Annotated in this window: 9 protein-coding genes and 1 riboswitch; of the genes, 4 read left to right on the plus strand and 5 right to left on the minus strand. The window is 67.5% G+C overall.

Features of this window, described 5'->3' with window-relative positions:
- Positions 1 to 11 precede the first annotated feature (11 nt).
- The 4 genes from PI246_RS09355 to xylA form a co-directional block, all read right to left on the minus strand.
- A complete protein-coding gene (locus tag PI246_RS09355; RefSeq protein WP_320550992.1) occupies positions 12 to 1559 on the minus strand; it encodes a xylose ABC transporter ATP-binding protein in 1548 nt (515 codons plus the stop codon).
- Between the two features lie 78 nt (positions 1560 to 1637).
- Positions 1638 to 2654, minus strand: coding sequence for a D-xylose ABC transporter substrate-binding protein (gene xylF / locus PI246_RS09360; protein WP_320550993.1), 1017 nt, complete (start codon positions 2652 to 2654; stop codon positions 1638 to 1640).
- Between the two features lie 29 nt (positions 2655 to 2683).
- Positions 2684 to 4189 (minus strand): xylulokinase, encoded by a 1506-nt coding sequence (gene xylB, locus PI246_RS09365; protein ID WP_320550994.1) that lies wholly within the window; start codon positions 4187 to 4189, stop codon positions 2684 to 2686.
- A 13-nt stretch (positions 4190 to 4202) separates the two neighbouring features.
- Entirely contained in the window at positions 4203 to 5519 is a 1317-nt protein-coding gene (gene xylA, locus PI246_RS09370; protein ID WP_320550995.1) for a xylose isomerase, read from the minus strand.
- A 157-nt stretch (positions 5520 to 5676) separates the two neighbouring features.
- Between xylA and PI246_RS09375 the strand changes: the two genes are divergently transcribed.
- From PI246_RS09375 to PI246_RS09385, 3 genes are all read left to right on the plus strand, one after another.
- Entirely contained in the window at positions 5677 to 6876 is a 1200-nt protein-coding gene (locus tag PI246_RS09375; RefSeq protein WP_320550996.1) for a XylR family transcriptional regulator, read from the plus strand.
- A gap of 78 nt (positions 6877 to 6954) precedes the next feature.
- On the plus strand, positions 6955 to 7998 hold the full coding sequence (locus PI246_RS09380; RefSeq protein WP_320550997.1) for an aldose epimerase family protein: 1044 nt from the start codon (positions 6955 to 6957) through the stop codon (positions 7996 to 7998).
- A 36-nt stretch (positions 7999 to 8034) separates the two neighbouring features.
- Positions 8035 to 9900, plus strand: coding sequence for an ATP-binding cassette domain-containing protein (locus PI246_RS09385; RefSeq protein WP_320550998.1), 1866 nt, complete (start codon positions 8035 to 8037; stop codon positions 9898 to 9900).
- A gap of 101 nt (positions 9901 to 10001) precedes the next feature.
- Here PI246_RS09385 and ppc read toward each other — a convergent pair whose 3' ends face one another.
- Complete coding sequence (ppc, locus tag PI246_RS09390; RefSeq protein WP_320550999.1) at positions 10002 to 12713, minus strand: phosphoenolpyruvate carboxylase; 2712 nt, start codon at positions 12711 to 12713, stop codon at positions 10002 to 10004.
- A gap of 257 nt (positions 12714 to 12970) precedes the next feature.
- Positions 12971 to 13055, plus strand: a riboswitch (S-adenosyl-L-homocysteine riboswitch).
- Between the two features lie 16 nt (positions 13056 to 13071).
- On the opposite strand from ppc, the gene ahcY reads away from it, so the two are divergent.
- Positions 13072 to 14505, plus strand: coding sequence for an adenosylhomocysteinase (gene ahcY, locus PI246_RS09395; RefSeq protein WP_320551000.1), 1434 nt, complete (start codon positions 13072 to 13074; stop codon positions 14503 to 14505).
- Positions 14506 to 15049: the final 544 nt, after the last annotated feature.

Raw genomic sequence — 15049 nt, forward strand, 5'->3', positions numbered from 1 at the left:
TGGAATGGGGATCAGGCGGCGTGGGCCGGCCCTTCGGCCGCGTGCGAGATGGCGGCGGCGAGGACCTGCTCCTGGGTGAGCCCGACGTTCTGGAAGTCGCCGCGCAGGCGTCCCTCGCCGACGACGAGCACCCGGTCGCTCACGCCCAGCACTTCGGGCATCTCCGACGACACCATGATGATGGACACGCCGCGACCGACCAGTTCGAACATCAGCGTGTAGATGTCGTACTTGGAGCCAACGTCGACGCCACGGGTGGGCTCGTCGAGGATCAGCACCTTCGGGTTGGGCAGGAGCATCTTGGTCAGCACGGCTTTTTGCTGGTTGCCGCCGGACAGGCCGACGATGGCGAGCTCCGGGCTCGCCGTCTTCACCCGAAGCCGCTTGATCTCGGTATCGACGGTTTGCAGCTCCGCCTGGCGGTCGATGGTGCCCCCGCGCGCGTAGTGCGACAGCGTGGCGAGGGTGATGTTGTCGCCGACGCCCAGCAGGGGCACGATGCCCTGGCGTTTGCGATCTTCCGGCACCAGCGACAGCCCGGCCTTGATCGCCTGCTCGGGGTTCTTCACCCGGATCGGCTTGCCTTCGAGCAGCAGCTCGGCCTCCGAACGCCCTGGGTAAGCGCCGAAGATGGCCGAGACCAGTTCGGTGCGGCCCGCGCCGACCAGGCCCGCGATGCCCAGGATCTCGCCCTTGCGCAGCTGGAACGAGATGTCGTCGACACGCTTGCGTTCGGGGTTGGTGACGTCCCAGCAGGTAACGTGGCGTGCCTCGAAGATGACCTCGCCGATGGCGTGCTCGACCCGGGGGAACAGGTTTTCGATCTCGCGCCCGACCATCGCCGTAATGATGGAATGCGTGGTCATCTCCGCCATCGGCCGGGTGACGATGTGCTTGCCGTCACGGATGACGGTGACGGTGTCGCAGACCCGTGCCACTTCGTCGAGCTTGTGCGAGATGTAGACGCAGGCCACGCCTTCGCGCTTGAGGTCTTCGATGATCGACAGGAGGATGTCCGTTTCGGCCGAGGTCAGCGACGACGACGGCTCGTCGAGGATCAGCAGCCGCGCATTCTTCGCCAGCGCCTTGGCGATCTCGAACAGCTGCTGATAGCCGCCCCCGTAGTTCATCACCGGCGCGGCCACGTTGACGTCTTTCAGCTTCAGCCGCGCCAGCAGGGCCTCGGCCTTGGCATACATGGTGTCGTAATCCATCACGCCACCGAACTTCGTGCTCTCGTTGCCCAGGAAGATGTTCTCGGCCACCGACAGCTGCGGCACGAGCATCAGTTCCTGGTGGATGATCACGATGCCGGCGGCTTCGCTGTCCCGCACGGAAGCCGCCTTCAGCGGCTTGCCGTCGAACAGGATCTCGCCCTCCCACGTGCCGTGCGGATAGACACCGGACAGCACCTTCATCAGGGTGGACTTGCCGGCTCCGTTCTCGCCGCACAGGCCCACGCATTCGCCGGGCCGGACCGCGAGACTGATGCCGTTGAGCGCGCGCACGCCGGAGAATTCCTTGACGATGTCGCGCATCTCGAAGAGGTATTCACTCACCTTCGTGTTTCCCGCAAAACGGTAGGAGCGCGCCGTGCGCGCGATGGGTGGGCATCGCGCGCATGGCGCGCCTACGGGTCAGTTGCCGACCTGGGCCTGGGTGTAGAAGCCGTCCTTCACCACGAGGTCGACGTTCTGCTTGGTAAGCGCGGTCGGGGTGAGCAGGATGGTGTCGACGTCCTTCTTGCCGTTGTTCATCTTGGAGGTGAACTTCGGCGCCTCGCCCTTGGCGAACTGCACGGCGAGGTTGGCCGCGTCGGTGGCGATGGTCTTGATCGGCTTGTAGACCGTCATGGTCTGCGTACCGGCCTTGATCCGCTTGATGGCCGCCAGATCGGCATCCTGTCCGGACACCGCGACCTTGCCGGCCAGCTTCTGGCCTTGCAGCGCGGCGATGGCGCCGCCGGCGGTGCCGTCGTTGGAGGCGACGATGCCCTGGATATTGTTCTTATTGGCGGTAAGGGCATTCTCGATGATCGACTGCGCGTTGGACGCGAGCCACTCGTTGGTCCACTGCTGGCCGACGATCTTCACCGCGCCGCTCTTGACCAGCGGGTCGAGCACCTTCATCTGGCCGTCGCGCAGGATCTTCGCGTTGTTGTCGGTGGGCGCGCCGCCGAGCAGGAAATAGTTGCCCTTGCCGCCGGTGGCGTCGACCACGCCCTGGGCCTGCATCTGGCCGACCTTCTCGTTGTCGAACGAGATGTAGGCATCGACGTCGGCGTTGAGGATCAGGCGATCGTAGGAGATCACCTTGATGCCCGCCTTCTTCGCTTCGGCCACGACCGTGGTGAGGGTTTTGGCGTTGAACGGCACGATGACGATAACGTCGACCTTGCGCGAGATCAGGTTTTCGATCTGCTGGATCTGCTTCTGTTCGTTGGCATCGGCCGACTGCACCGACACGGTGGCACCGGCCTTTTCGGCCGCCGCCTTGAAGTACTCGCGGTCGCGGGTCCAGCGTTCCACGCGCAGGTCGTCGATGGAGAAGCCGATCACGGGCTTGTCCTTGCTCGCGTGCGCCTGGGGCGCGGCGAATACCCCGGCGAGGGCCATCGACACGGCCAGCATCATCGGTAGGGTCTTCTGTTTCATGCTCTTCTCCATGCGTAGGGTTCGCCCGTTCAGGCAGGGCGGAAAGCGTCGCTCTGGGCGGCGTGGGAATAGAGCGGTTTCATCCGCTCGTAGGTGAGGCGGAACAGAGGGTGGCGCGTTTGCAGGAAATAAGCATGACGCGCTGCATCGGGCTCGCGGATGGCGGTCACCTCGGGCATCGGACAGACCACGTCGAGCGACGCATCGGGCTCCACCGCGAGACGGGCCAGCCGTGCCGCACCCAGTGCCGGGCCCACTTCGCCCCCGCTGCGCAACACCAGCCGCTTGCCGAGGATGTCCGCCAGCATCTGCGTCCAGTAGGCGCTGCGCGAGCCGCCGCCGATGACGGTGATCTCGTCGGCGACCAGCCCCGTGCCTTCCACCGCGAGAAGGCCGTCGAGCAGGCCCAGCCCCACGCCTTCGAGCGCGGCGTTGGCGAGGTCGGCGCGCTCGGTGTCCGGGCCGAGGTTCGTGAACGATCCGCGGGCGTGGGCATCGTTGTGCGGCGTGCGCTCACCGGTAAGGTAAGGCAGGAACATCGGGCCGTTTTCGCGCAGCCCTTTGGCTTGCGCATCGGCCAACAACGCGGGTACGTCGGCGTAGCCGGTGAGCCGCGCGGTGAAATCGAGGCAGCTGGCCGCGTTGAGCATCACCGACATCAGGTGCCAGGTGTCCGGCAACGCGTGGCAGAAACTGTGCACCGCCGTCTCGGGGCTCGCGCGGAAGCCGTCCGACACCGCGAAATACACGCCCGAGGTGCCCAGCGACAGCATGGCCTGGCCGTGGCGCACGATGCCGACGCCCACGGCGCCTGCCGCGTTGTCACCGCCGCCCGCGGCGACCGGCACGGTGTCCATGCCCCACCGCGCGGCGAGTTCGGGACGCAGCCGCCCCGCGGGGTGGCTCCCCTCGAACAGCAGGGGCATGTGCATGCGTTCCAGCCCCGTGGCTTCGAGCATCGCGTCGCTCCACTGTCGACGACGCACGTCGAGCCATAACGTACCCGCCGCATCGGACGGATCGGTCATGTAGTCGCCGGTGAGCCTCAGCCGCAGGTAGTCCTTCGGCAGCAACACCTTGGCGATCTTCGCGAACACCGCCGGCTCGTGCTTGCGCACCCAGGCCAGCTTGGGCGCGGTGAAGCCCGGCATGGCGAGGTTGCCGGTGATGTCGCGCAAGCCCGGCACGCGCTCGAGTTCGGCGCATTCGACGTCCGAGCGCCCATCGTTCCACAGGATGGCCGGCCGCAACACGCGGTCGTCCGCATCCAGCAGGGTGGCGCCGTGCATCTGGCCGGACAGGCCGATGGCCGCCACGCGGCGGGCATCGATGTCCTTGAGGACGTCCGTCACGGCGCCCTCGGTGGCCGACCACCACGCGTGGGGATCCTGCTCGGACCAGCGCGGACGCGGATGCGACACCGACAAGGGACGCGATGCGCTGGCACGCACCGCGCCGGTGGCGTCGATCAGCACGGCCTTGACGGACGACGTGCCGAGGTCGATGCCGAGGTAAAGCCGGGCCGATGCGTCCATGTCGTGTGCCATATCACCCATAGATATAGCGGTTGACGATGTTTTCGAGCAACTCCTGCTGGCCCGACACGTGCGAGGGCTGCAGATCGCGCGACACCGCTTCGTCGGCGAGCGAGGCGAGGCTGAAGCCCCCTTGGAGAATCTTCGTACCCAGCTCGGCGTCCCAGCCCGCGTAGCGCTTCGCCTTGAGGTCGGCGAGGGTGTCTTTTTCGATCATCCGGGCCGCGCGGTCGAGGCCGAGCGCCAGCGTGTCGATCGCACCGATGTGGCCGTGGAAGAGATCGTCGGCGGCATGGCTCTGACGACGCACCTTGGTGTCGAAGTTGAACCCGCCCGTGGTGAAGCCGCCCGCACGGAGGATCTCGTAGATCACCAGGGTCATTTCCTCGACACTGTTCGGGAACTGGTCGGTGTCCCAGCCGTTCTGCGGGTCGCCGCGGTTGGCGTCGATCGAACCGAACACGCCCAGCGCGATCGAGGTGGCCACCTCGTGGTGAAACGAATGACCGGCCAGCGTCGCATGGTTGGCTTCGAGGTTGGTCTTGACCTCGTTCTCGAGACCGAACTCCTTGAGGAAGCTGTACACCGTGGCCGTGTCGTAGTCGTACTGGTGCTTGGTCGGCTCCTGCGGCTTGGGCTCGATGAGGATCGTGCCCTTGAAGCCGAGCTTATGCTTGTGCTCGACCACCATCTGGAAGAACCGGCCCATCTGCGCGCGCTCGCGCTTGAGGTCGGTGTTGAGCAAGGTGTCGTAGCCTTCGCGGCCGCCCCACAGCACGTAGTTGGCGCCACCCAGGCGGTGGGTGGCCTCCATCGCGTGGCGCACCTGGGTCGCGGCGTAGGCGAATACCTCCGGCTGCGGGCTGGTGGCGGCGCCGGCGGCGTAACGCGGGTGGCTGAAGAGGTTGGCCGTGCCCCAGAGCAGCTTCACGCCGGTGTCGGCCTGCTTGCGCTCGAGCACGTCGACCATCGCCGCGAAGTTCGCGCGGTAGTCCGCCAGGCCGTGGCCTTCGGGCGCCACGTCGGTGTCATGGAACGTATAGAACGGCGTGCCCAGGCGGGTGAAGAAATCGAACGCCGCGTCGGCCTTCTCGCGGGCCCGCGCCATCGGCTCGCCGCCCTGCTGCCAGGGACGCTCGAAGGTACCGGCGCCGAACACGTCCGAACCCGGCCAGACGAAGGTGTGCCAATAGCACGTGGCCAGGCGCAGGTGCTCGGCCATGGTCTTGCCCAGCACCACGCGCTGGGCGTCGTAGTGGCGGAAGGCCAGCGGGTTGTCGCTGCCGGGGCCTTCGTAGGCGATCTTCGGGATGCGGGAGAAATACGACATAACGATTCCTTGACGAACGAAACGGGCGGGCTAAGCCCGACGATCCTCCCCAGCGCGCGTTCCGGGCGCAATTGCGATTTCCCTCGCCCCGCGAGGGGTTTTCAATGCCGCGCTGCGTCATGTCGCCCGGCCTGCAATCCTGCTAGTTTTCCCCGGTATGTCACCGCACCGCATCGCCCTGCTGTTCAACGCCAACAAGGTCTATGACCGCCAGGTCATCGCTGGCATCGGGCATTACCTGAACAGCACGCGGGTGGAATGGGACCTCTTCATGGAAGAGGATTTCCGCAGCCGCATGCGTGACATCCATCACTTCAAGGGCGACGGGGTCATCGCCGACTTCGACGACCCCGAGGCCCAGGCCGCCCTGAGCGACCTGCACATCCCCGTGGTGGCGGTCGGGGGCTCCTACCACGATCCCTCGCACTACCCCGCGGGCGTGCCGTACATCGCCACCGACAACACGCGCCTGGTTCGCCTGGCCTACGACCACCTGATCGAGCAAGGCCTGAGCCGTTTCGCCTTCTTCGGCATCCCGAGCCATCCGGGAAGCCGTTGGGCACAGGAGCGCGAACGGGCCTTCCTGGCGATCGTCGGACAGGAATCGGTGGAGGGCGTGGTGCACGAAGGCCACTCGACCACCGCGGGCGGCTGGGGCGCCGCCGTGGAAGAACTCGTCGCCTGGCTTACCGCCCTGCCCAAGCCCATCGGCATCATCGCCGTCACCGACGCCCGCGCCCGGCAGCTGCTGCAGGCCTGCGTGATCGGCGGCATCGCGGTGCCCGAGCAGGTAGCCATCGTGGGCATCGACAACGACCCCATGGCCCAGCTGCTCACCCGGATTCCCCTGACCTCGGTGATCCAGGGCGCGGAGGAGATGGGCCGCACCGCGGCGCACCTGCTGCACCAGATGCTGCGCGGGGTGGATTGCTCCACCACACGCGTGCTCGTGCCGCCGGTGGGCATCAACGTGCAGGCTTCCAGCCGTTATCAACCGCTGCGCAGCCCCCACGTGATGCGCGCCAGCCATTACATCCGCCAGTACGGCTGCCTGGGCATCAAGACCGAGCAGGTGGCCGACTACGTGGGGGTGTCGCGCACGGTGCTCGAAGAGCACTTCAAGCGTGAGCTGAAGCAGACGGTGCACCAGGCCATCCTCCAGCACAAGCTCGACACCGCCTGCCAGCTGATCGCCGACTCGGACGCGCCCCTCGCCGACATCGCCGTGCGATGCGGGTTCACGTCGCTGCAATACATGTACGCGGTCTTCCGGCGCGAATACGACTGCACGCCGCGGCAATACCTGGACAGGCATCGCACGGCCGACGCGGCCACGGCGGAGCATCGCGACCCGTGAGTTCCCCGCCCGTCTCGGCCTCGTGCCGCCGTCCCACGCCTGTCCTTTCCCGTACTCCCTTCTGACCGTCCCGTTCCCATGCCCATTTCCGCCGCCACCGCCTGGGGCCAGTCGCCCGACGGCCGCACCCTGCATCGCTGGACCCTGCGCAGCGCCCATGGCGCCCAGGTCGACCTCTCCGACCTGGGCGGCACGCTGTTGTCCTGGCAGGCCCCGGACCGGCATGGCCGCGTCGGCGAGGTCGTGCTCGGCCATGCCGACGCCGCACAATACCTCGCCTCGGACGCCTACATGGGCAGCATCGTGGGCCGCTGGGCCAACCGCATCCGCAGCGGGCGTTTCACCCTCGATGGGGTGGATTACAAGGTCGACCGCAACGACCACGGCAACCACCTCCACGGCGGGGTCAACGGCTTCCACCTGCAACGCTGGGAGGTCGAGCCCGAGGGTGAGACGCTCGTGCTCCGACTGGTGTCGCCCGAGGGCGACGGCGGCTTCCCCGGCGAAGTGCGGGTGGAGTTGCGGGTGCGGCTGGACGACGACGGCACGCTGGACCTGCGCTACGCTGCCACGACCGACGCGCCCACGCCCCTCAGCCTCACCGCGCACCCCTATTTCAACCTCAGCGACCGACGTCCGGACATCCGCGACCACGTGATCCGGATCGATGCCGACGAATTCCTCGCGATCGACGCCGGGGCCATCCCCATCGGCCGACAGGCCGTGGCGGGGTCGGCCTTCGACTTCCGCGAGGCCGCGCCGATCGGCTCGCGCCTGCACTGGCCCGATCCTCAATTGCGCCTGGTGGGCGGTTTCGACCACTGCTACGTGGCCCGACCGGGCCCCGTCGATACCCCGCGCACCGTCGCGGTGGTGACCGAGCCGCTGAGCGGCCGTCGCCTCACGATCGACACCGACCGGCCCGGGTTGCAGTTCTACAGCGGCCAGAAGCTCACCGGCCAGCCGGCCCGGCGTGGCGACGCCTACGGCCCGTTCGCGGGCTTCGCGCTGGAGGCGCAGGCGTTTCCCAACCAGATGAACACGACGGAGGCCGAAGGCGCCATCCTCCGGCCCGGCCAGGTGTGGCGACAGCACACGCGCTACCGGATCGACACCGTCTGACGCCGTAAAGGCACGAACGGGCATTACAATGCCCGTATGTCGCTCATTCAATTGCTCAACGTCGACTACAGCGTCGGCGGCCCACTCCTGCTCGAACAGGTCCAACTCTCCCTCGACACCGGCGAGCGCGTCTGCGTGGTCGGGCGAAACGGCGCGGGCAAGTCCACGCTGCTCAAGCTCATCGCGGGTGAACTGCACCCCGACGACGGCGAGATTCGCCTGCAAGGGGGCACCCGCATCGCCCGCCTCACCCAGGAAGTGCCTCAGGACACCGCCGGCAGCGTGTTCGACGTGGTGGCCGATGGCCTGGGCGAACTGGGCCAACTGCTCGCCCGCTACCATCACCTGCTCGACGAAGGCGACATGGACGGCCTGGGCGATGTGCAGGCGAAAATCGAAGCGCAGAACGCGTGGGATCTCGACTCGCGCGTGCAGCAGGTGATCGAGCGGCTCGAGTTGCCGGCCCACGCCGACTTCGCCGACCTTTCCGGCGGCATGAAGCGTCGCGTGCTGCTCGGCCAGGCGCTGGTCCGCGACCCCAACCTGCTCCTGCTCGACGAGCCCACCAACCACCTCGACATCGAGGCGATCGCGTGGCTCGAGGGGTTCCTCAAGAACTTCAGCGGCGCCATCGTGTTCATCACCCACGATCGCAGCTTCCTGCGCTCGCTCGCCACGCGCATCGTCGAGGTCGACCGCGGCCAGCTCACCAGTTGGCCCGGGGACTACGACAACTACCTGCGCCGCCGCGAAGAACGCCTGCACGCCGAAGCCCAGGCCAACGCGCACTTCGACCGCAAGCTCGCCCAGGAAGAAGTGTGGATCCGCCAGGGCATCAAGGCCCGGCGCACGCGCAACGAAGGCCGCGTGCGCGCGCTCAAGGCCATGCGCAACGAACGTTCGGAACGGCGCGAGGTGTCCGGCAACGCAAAGATGAACCTGGCGAACGCGCAGGCGTCGGGACGCAAGGTGATCGATGCCGAGCACATCACCCAGGCGTATGGCGGCCGCACGCTGATCCGCGACTTCACCACCACGATCATGCGCGGCGACCGCGTCGGCATCATGGGGCCCAACGGTGCGGGCAAGTCGACGCTGCTGAAGATCCTGCTCGGCCAGTTGCCGCCGCAGGAGGGCGAGGTCACCCTCGGTACCGGCCTGCAGGTGGCGTATTTCGACCAGCACCGCATCGCGCTCGACGATTCGATGAATGCGCTGGACAACGTGGCCGAGGGCCGCGAATACATCGAGCTCAACGGACAGCGCAAACACATCATCGGCTACCTTCAGGACTTCCTGTTCTCGCCAGAACGTGCCCGCGCGCCGATCACCCGCCTGTCCGGCGGCGAGCGCAACCGCCTGCTTCTTGCCAAGCTGTTCGCCCAGCCATCCAACCTGCTGGTGATGGACGAACCGACGAACGATCTCGACGTCGAGACGCTGGAGCTGCTGGAAGAACTGCTCGGCGAATACACCGGCACGCTGCTGCTCGTTTCGCACGATCGCGACTTCATCGACAACGTTGTTACCAGCACGCTGGTGCTCGAAGGCGACGGAGCCATCGGCGAGTATGTCGGTGGGTATAGCGACTGGTTGCGGCAGAAACCCGCCGTCCAGCCCCGCGCGGCAGCCACGCCGGGCAAACCGGCGGCACCCGCGGTGGTGGCCGCGCCGGCGCCGGCGAAGAAGAAACTGTCGTTCAAGGAACAGCGCGAACTCGAACTGCTACCGGCGAAGCTGGAAGAACTCGAAAACGAGATCGCCAGGCGCACCGCGGCGATGACCGACCCGAAGTATTTCCAGCAGGACGCCGCGACGATGACGAAAGCCAACGAAGAACTCGCGCGGTTGCAGGCCGAGCTGGACGCGGCGTTCGCCCGATGGGAATCGCTGGAGGGGTGAGCGGTCCGGCGCAGTGCGCGCTGTGGACACCCCGCGAAAACCGCATGCCTCGCCGTAGGCACCGGCCTAGGCCGGTGTCCATCGCCAGGCGCTTGGGTGAGTCAACCGGTGTTCTGCAGGCCCTGCGATACGCCGTTTACGCACGCCACCAGGGCGCGAAGCAGCGTGTCGTCCTTGCCACCCGACGCGCGCCAGCGCCGCAACAGGTCGACTTGCAGCAGGCTCATCGGATCGACGTACGGATTGCGCAGGCGGATCGACGTCGCCAGGCGCGGTTCGCCGGCCAGCAGTTCGGTGGCGCCCTTGAGCTTGAGCACCCAACGTACCGTGCGCTCGAACTCGTCGCGCACCAGGGGAAAGAAGCGTTCGTGCAACGGCCCAGCCAGTCGCGAAAACGCTTCCGCGATATGGATGTCGGCCTTGGCGAGCACCATTTCCACGTCGTCGAGCATCGTGGCGAAGAACGGCCAGTCGCGCGCCATCTGCAACACCACGTCTTCCCGCCCTTCCGTCGCCAGCACGTCCAGCCCGGCCCCGAGCCCGTACCAGCCGGTGAGCACCGCGCGGCATTGCGTCCACGAGAACACCCAGGGAATCGCGCGCAGGTCTTCCACCCCCTTCATGCTGCGACGGCGCGCGGGTCGGGAGCCCAGCGTCATCCGCTCGATCACGTCGATCGGTGTCGCCCCCCGGAAGTAGTCGACGAAACCTTCGCGATCGACCAGGCCCCGATACGCCTTGCGGCTCTCGTCGGACAACCGCGCCATCACGTCTTTCCAGCCCGACTCGCGCGCTTCCGCCACGCGGGGACGCAGCGACGCGCGCATCGCCGCGCCCAGTGTCTGCTCGAGGTTGCGCACGGCGAGCGCACGAATACCGTATTTGCGATGGATCACCTCGCCCTGCTCGGTCACCCGCAGCACGCCGGCCACCGAGCCGCGGGGCGAGGCCATCAGCGCGGGCGTGATCCGCGACCCGCCACGGCTCGCCGACCCGCCGCGGCCGTGGAAGAACGCCACCCGGATGCCCGCGGTCGACGCGACCTCCAGCAGTTCGACCTGCGCCCGCTGGAGACTCCACTTGGACGCCACCGTACCGCCATCCTTGCCGCTGTCTGAATAGCCCAGCATGATCCACTGGCGGTCGCCGCGCGAGGCAAGGTGCGCCCGATAGACCGGATCGTCGAGCAGCTGGCGCAACGTCTCCGCGCCGCCCTTGAGGTCGTCGATGGTCTCGAACAGCGGTGCGACGTCGAGCGGTACGCGCCCGTCGTCCAGCAGGCCGCCCCGCCGCGCCAGCGCCAGCACGGCAAGCACGTCGGCGGCGGTTTCCGCCATGCTGATGATGTAGAGACCGGTCGCCTCGGCACCGTAGCGCTTGCGCGAATCCGCCAGCGTCGCGAACACCTCGCGCAACAGGCCCGCCGCGTCGTGGTCGTCGCCCGACACGAAGCTGCGCTCGCCCGCCGCATAGGGACGCAAGGTTTTCACCCGCGACGCCGCGTCGCGATCGGCCCAACCCGGATCGCCGAGCAACGCCGCCAGTGCCTCGTCGTGCACGCGTGCATCCTGGCGCACGTCAAGGCGCGCGAGATGGAAACCGAACGTGCGCGCACGCCAGAGCAGGCGCGTCACGGCATAGGCACCGGCGTGACGTCCGCCGTGGCCGAGCAGGCTCGCCTCGACCTTCGCCAGGTCGTCGATGAACTCGTCCGCCGAACGGTAGCCGTTGGACGCGTCGGTCAGCGTGGCCTCCAGCCGGGCAGCGACGAAAACCAGGAAAGCGCGATACGGCATGTCGGCGTGGCGCGGACGAATCCGCTGCGCCGCCTCCGGCAGCGCGTCCCGATACGCCGCCAGGCGCGCCCGGAGGTCCGCATCCAGCGTCACGCGATCGTCGGTCTGGCTGAGCAGACGGCCGAGCGCATCCACGTCCTCGATATAGCGCTCCAGTACCAGGCTGCGCTGCGCACTTAGCGTCGATGCGATGGTCTGCGCATTGACGTTGGGGTTGCCGTCCATGTCGCCGCCCACCCAGGTCGCGAAGCGCAGCACGCGTGGCGGCGCCACGCCGTCGCCGTAGGTTTCGTCGAGCGCCTGCTGCAGCGATTCGTACAGCGCGGGCAACACCCGGTAGATCGGCCGCGACACGTAAAAGCCCACGTGATCGAATTCGTCGGAGACGCTCGGCCGCACGGGCGAAGCCTCGGCCGTCTGCCAGCCCGCGGACAACGCCATCAGGATGCGCGCGTCGTCGTCACGCCGCTCCTGGGGCGTGCGGGAGGGATCGAACTCGTCCACCAGGGCACGCACGATCTCCTGCTCTTTCTCCAGCAGCGAGCGGCGCACGGCCTCGGTGGGGTGCGCGGTAAACACCGGCTCCACGTCGAGACGGCGCAACAGGGCGACGATCTCGTCGCGCGTCACGCCCTCCCGCTTGAGCTCCGCCAGCACGGCCGCCAGGGACTCCGGTTGCGCCGCGCCACCCTCTCGCTGGTAGTCGCGGCGACGGCGGATGCGATGCACCCGCTCGGCGACGTTCACTGCCTGGAAGTAGGTGGCGAACGCCCTCGCCAGCGCCTCGGCGTCAGTGGCGTCGAGTCCGGTCAGGTGCCCGGCCAGCGCGTCCACGGCCGCACCGGTACGACGGCGCTGGATGGCGGTGGTACGCACGTTCTCCACGCGCTCGAAAAAGGCCTGCCCGCCCTGCTCGGCCAGCATCTGGCCCACGAGGGCGCCGAGCCGGCGCACGTCTTCGCGAAGGGGGCCATCGTGGGGGAGGAATTCGGGATCGCGTGACTGGGCGGGGTCCATCGTGCCTCTCGGTGTGGGACAGGGGGGAGGTCGAGGGTAGCGAAAAAAGCGGGGGCGGGGGGTGGGAAGTGGGGGCGTGGGGCGCGGCGGTGGCGCGAGGGGGCGGGATGCGTCACGCGGGCGCGCGGTATTTGTCGCGCTTCCCGTCCCCTCAGACGCCCGCCGGAATGGCGCCCCCACGTCCCAACTCCCAACCCCGCCCCCAGCCCCATTCATCTCCCCATCCCGATTCCGCGATACAATGCCGATCCGTTTCGCCCGCCGAGGGGCGCTGCGACCGGAGGGGTTTCGCCCCAAAGGCCAGGCTCGGCGCGGCTTTCCGCACAACGGCGCCCCCGTGAATATCCGGAGCTACGCCATGAACGCCGTCACCAAAGATCCCGCTTTCCAGGACTACAAGGTCCGCGACATCTCGCTCGCCGATCTCGGCCGCCGCCGCATTCGCATGGCCGAAGAGGAAATGCCGGGCCTGATGCAGATCCGCGCCCGCTACGCCAAGGACAAGCCCCTCAAGGGCGTGCGCCTGTCCGGATCGCTGCACGTGACCAAGGAAACCGCCGTGCTCGCCGAGACCCTGCGTGAGCTGGGCGCGTCGGTGCGCTGGGCCTCGTGCAACATCTTCTCGACCCAGGACGACGTCGCCGCCGCCCTCGCCGCGGGCGAGCTGCCGGTGTTCGCCTGGAAGGGCGAGTCGCTGGAGGAGTACTGGGAGTGCACGCTCGACATGCTCAGCCACCCGGGCGATCTCGGCCCGCAGCTGATCGTCGATGACGGCGGCGACGCCACCCTGTTCATCCACAAGGGCGTCGAACTCGAAGACGGCAGCGACTGGGTCAACACCCCCAGCGGCAACCACGAAGAGCAGGTCATCAAGGACCTCGTAAAGAAGACCGCCGCCGCCCGTCCGGGCTGGTTCAAGAAGGTGGCCGCCGAGTGGAAGGGCGTCTCCGAAGAGACCACCACCGGCGTGCACCGCCTCTACCAGCTCGCCGAAGCCGGCAAGCTGCTCGTGCCGGCGATCAACGTCAACGACTCGGTCACCAAGAGCAAATTCGACAACCTCTACGGCTGCCGCGAATCGCTGGCTGACGGCATCAAGCGCGCCACCGATCTCATGGTCGCCGGCAAGGTCGCCGTGGTCTGCGGCTACGGTGACGTGGGCAAGGGCTGCGCGCATTCGCTCAAGGGCTTCGGCGCCCGCGTGATCGTGACCGAAATCGACCCGATCAACGCCCTGCAGGCGGCGATGGAAGGTTTCCAGGTCACCACCGTGGAAGACACCCTGGGCATGGCCGACATTTATGTCACCACCACGGGCAACAAGGACATCATCACGCTGGAGCACATGGCGAAGATGAAGAACAACGCCCTCGTCTGCAACATCGGCCACTTCGACAACGAGATCCAGATCGACCGCCTGAATGCCTCGAAGGACGCGACCCGCGAAACCATCAAGCCGCAGGTCGACCGCTACACCTTCACCTCGACCGGCCACAGCATCTACATGCTCGCCGAGGGCCGCCTGGTGAACCTCGGTTGCGCCCACGGCCATCCGAGCTTCGTGATGTCCAACAGCTTCTCGAACCAGACGCTCGCCCAGCTCGACCTGTGGGCGAACAAGGATAAATACGAAAAGACCGTGTACCGCCTGCCGAAGAAGCTCGACGAGGAAGTCGCCCGCCTGCACCTCGCCCAGATCGGCGTGAAGCTCACCACCCTCACGAAGGATCAGGCCGACTACATCGGCGTGCCGGTGGAAGGTCCGTACAAGCCGGACCATTATCGTTATTGATCGGCTGCGTTAGTGGTTTATGAGAGAGGCGCCTTCGTGGCGCCTTTCTTTTATCGCAGGGCCGCGCGAAGGCGAGCCGCCCAATCCTCGCGCTCGCCCGCCTCGTAGCGGACGTTCCTTCGACAAGCCAACGTGTTGGAGCAGAGAAGCGACGCCGGGGACCAAGGCGACGGTCGTACGCTTCGCCGTGGGCACCGGCATGCGCCTGGGCTCACGCGGCAGCGAATAACGCGCGCCGTTCGGCACCGTGACCCGATGCATCGACACTCCTACGAAACGTCGCACCGGCGCAGGCCGGTGCCCACGGCGAGGCACCCGCGCGAGCGACGCCGCACCCCGGCTCTTCCCCACACGGCCCCGAGTCGCTCATGCGCCCCGGCCGCGTGGCCGGTCGGCCGCGGTAGGTGCCCGAGGATCCCGGTGCGGAAAACGACCCCGAAGGGGCGCCGGCCATGGAAGGCCGGCGTGCTTCGCCGAGGCAGGATGCCGAGTCGAAGCATCCCGCACCGGGGTCCGCGCCCCGGAGGGGCCGGGCACCGTGCGG

The sequence above is a fragment of the Luteibacter sahnii genome, from assembly GCF_034063545.1.
Classification (GTDB): Bacteria; Pseudomonadota; Gammaproteobacteria; order Xanthomonadales; family Rhodanobacteraceae; genus Luteibacter; species Luteibacter sahnii.

Bases quoted from the DNA above. Each gene is read 5' to 3' on its own strand.
- xylF (WP_320550993.1), bottom strand. From the start codon at position 2,654: ATGAAACAGAAGACCCTACCGATGATGCTGGCCGTGTCGATGGCCCTC.
- xylB (WP_320550994.1), bottom strand. From the start codon at position 4,189: ATGGACGCATCGGCCCGGCTTTACCTCGGCATCGACCTCGGCACGTCG.
- xylA (WP_320550995.1), bottom strand. From the start codon at position 5,519: ATGTCGTATTTCTCCCGCATCCCGAAGATCGCCTACGAAGGCCCCGGC.
- PI246_RS09375 (WP_320550996.1), top strand. From the start codon at position 5,677: ATGTCACCGCACCGCATCGCCCTGCTGTTCAACGCCAACAAGGTCTAT.
- PI246_RS09380 (WP_320550997.1), top strand. From the start codon at position 6,955: ATGCCCATTTCCGCCGCCACCGCCTGGGGCCAGTCGCCCGACGGCCGC.
- PI246_RS09385 (WP_320550998.1), top strand. From the start codon at position 8,035: ATGTCGCTCATTCAATTGCTCAACGTCGACTACAGCGTCGGCGGCCCA.
- ppc (WP_320550999.1), bottom strand. From the start codon at position 12,713: ATGGACCCCGCCCAGTCACGCGATCCCGAATTCCTCCCCCACGATGGC.
- ahcY (WP_320551000.1), top strand. From the start codon at position 13,072: ATGAACGCCGTCACCAAAGATCCCGCTTTCCAGGACTACAAGGTCCGC.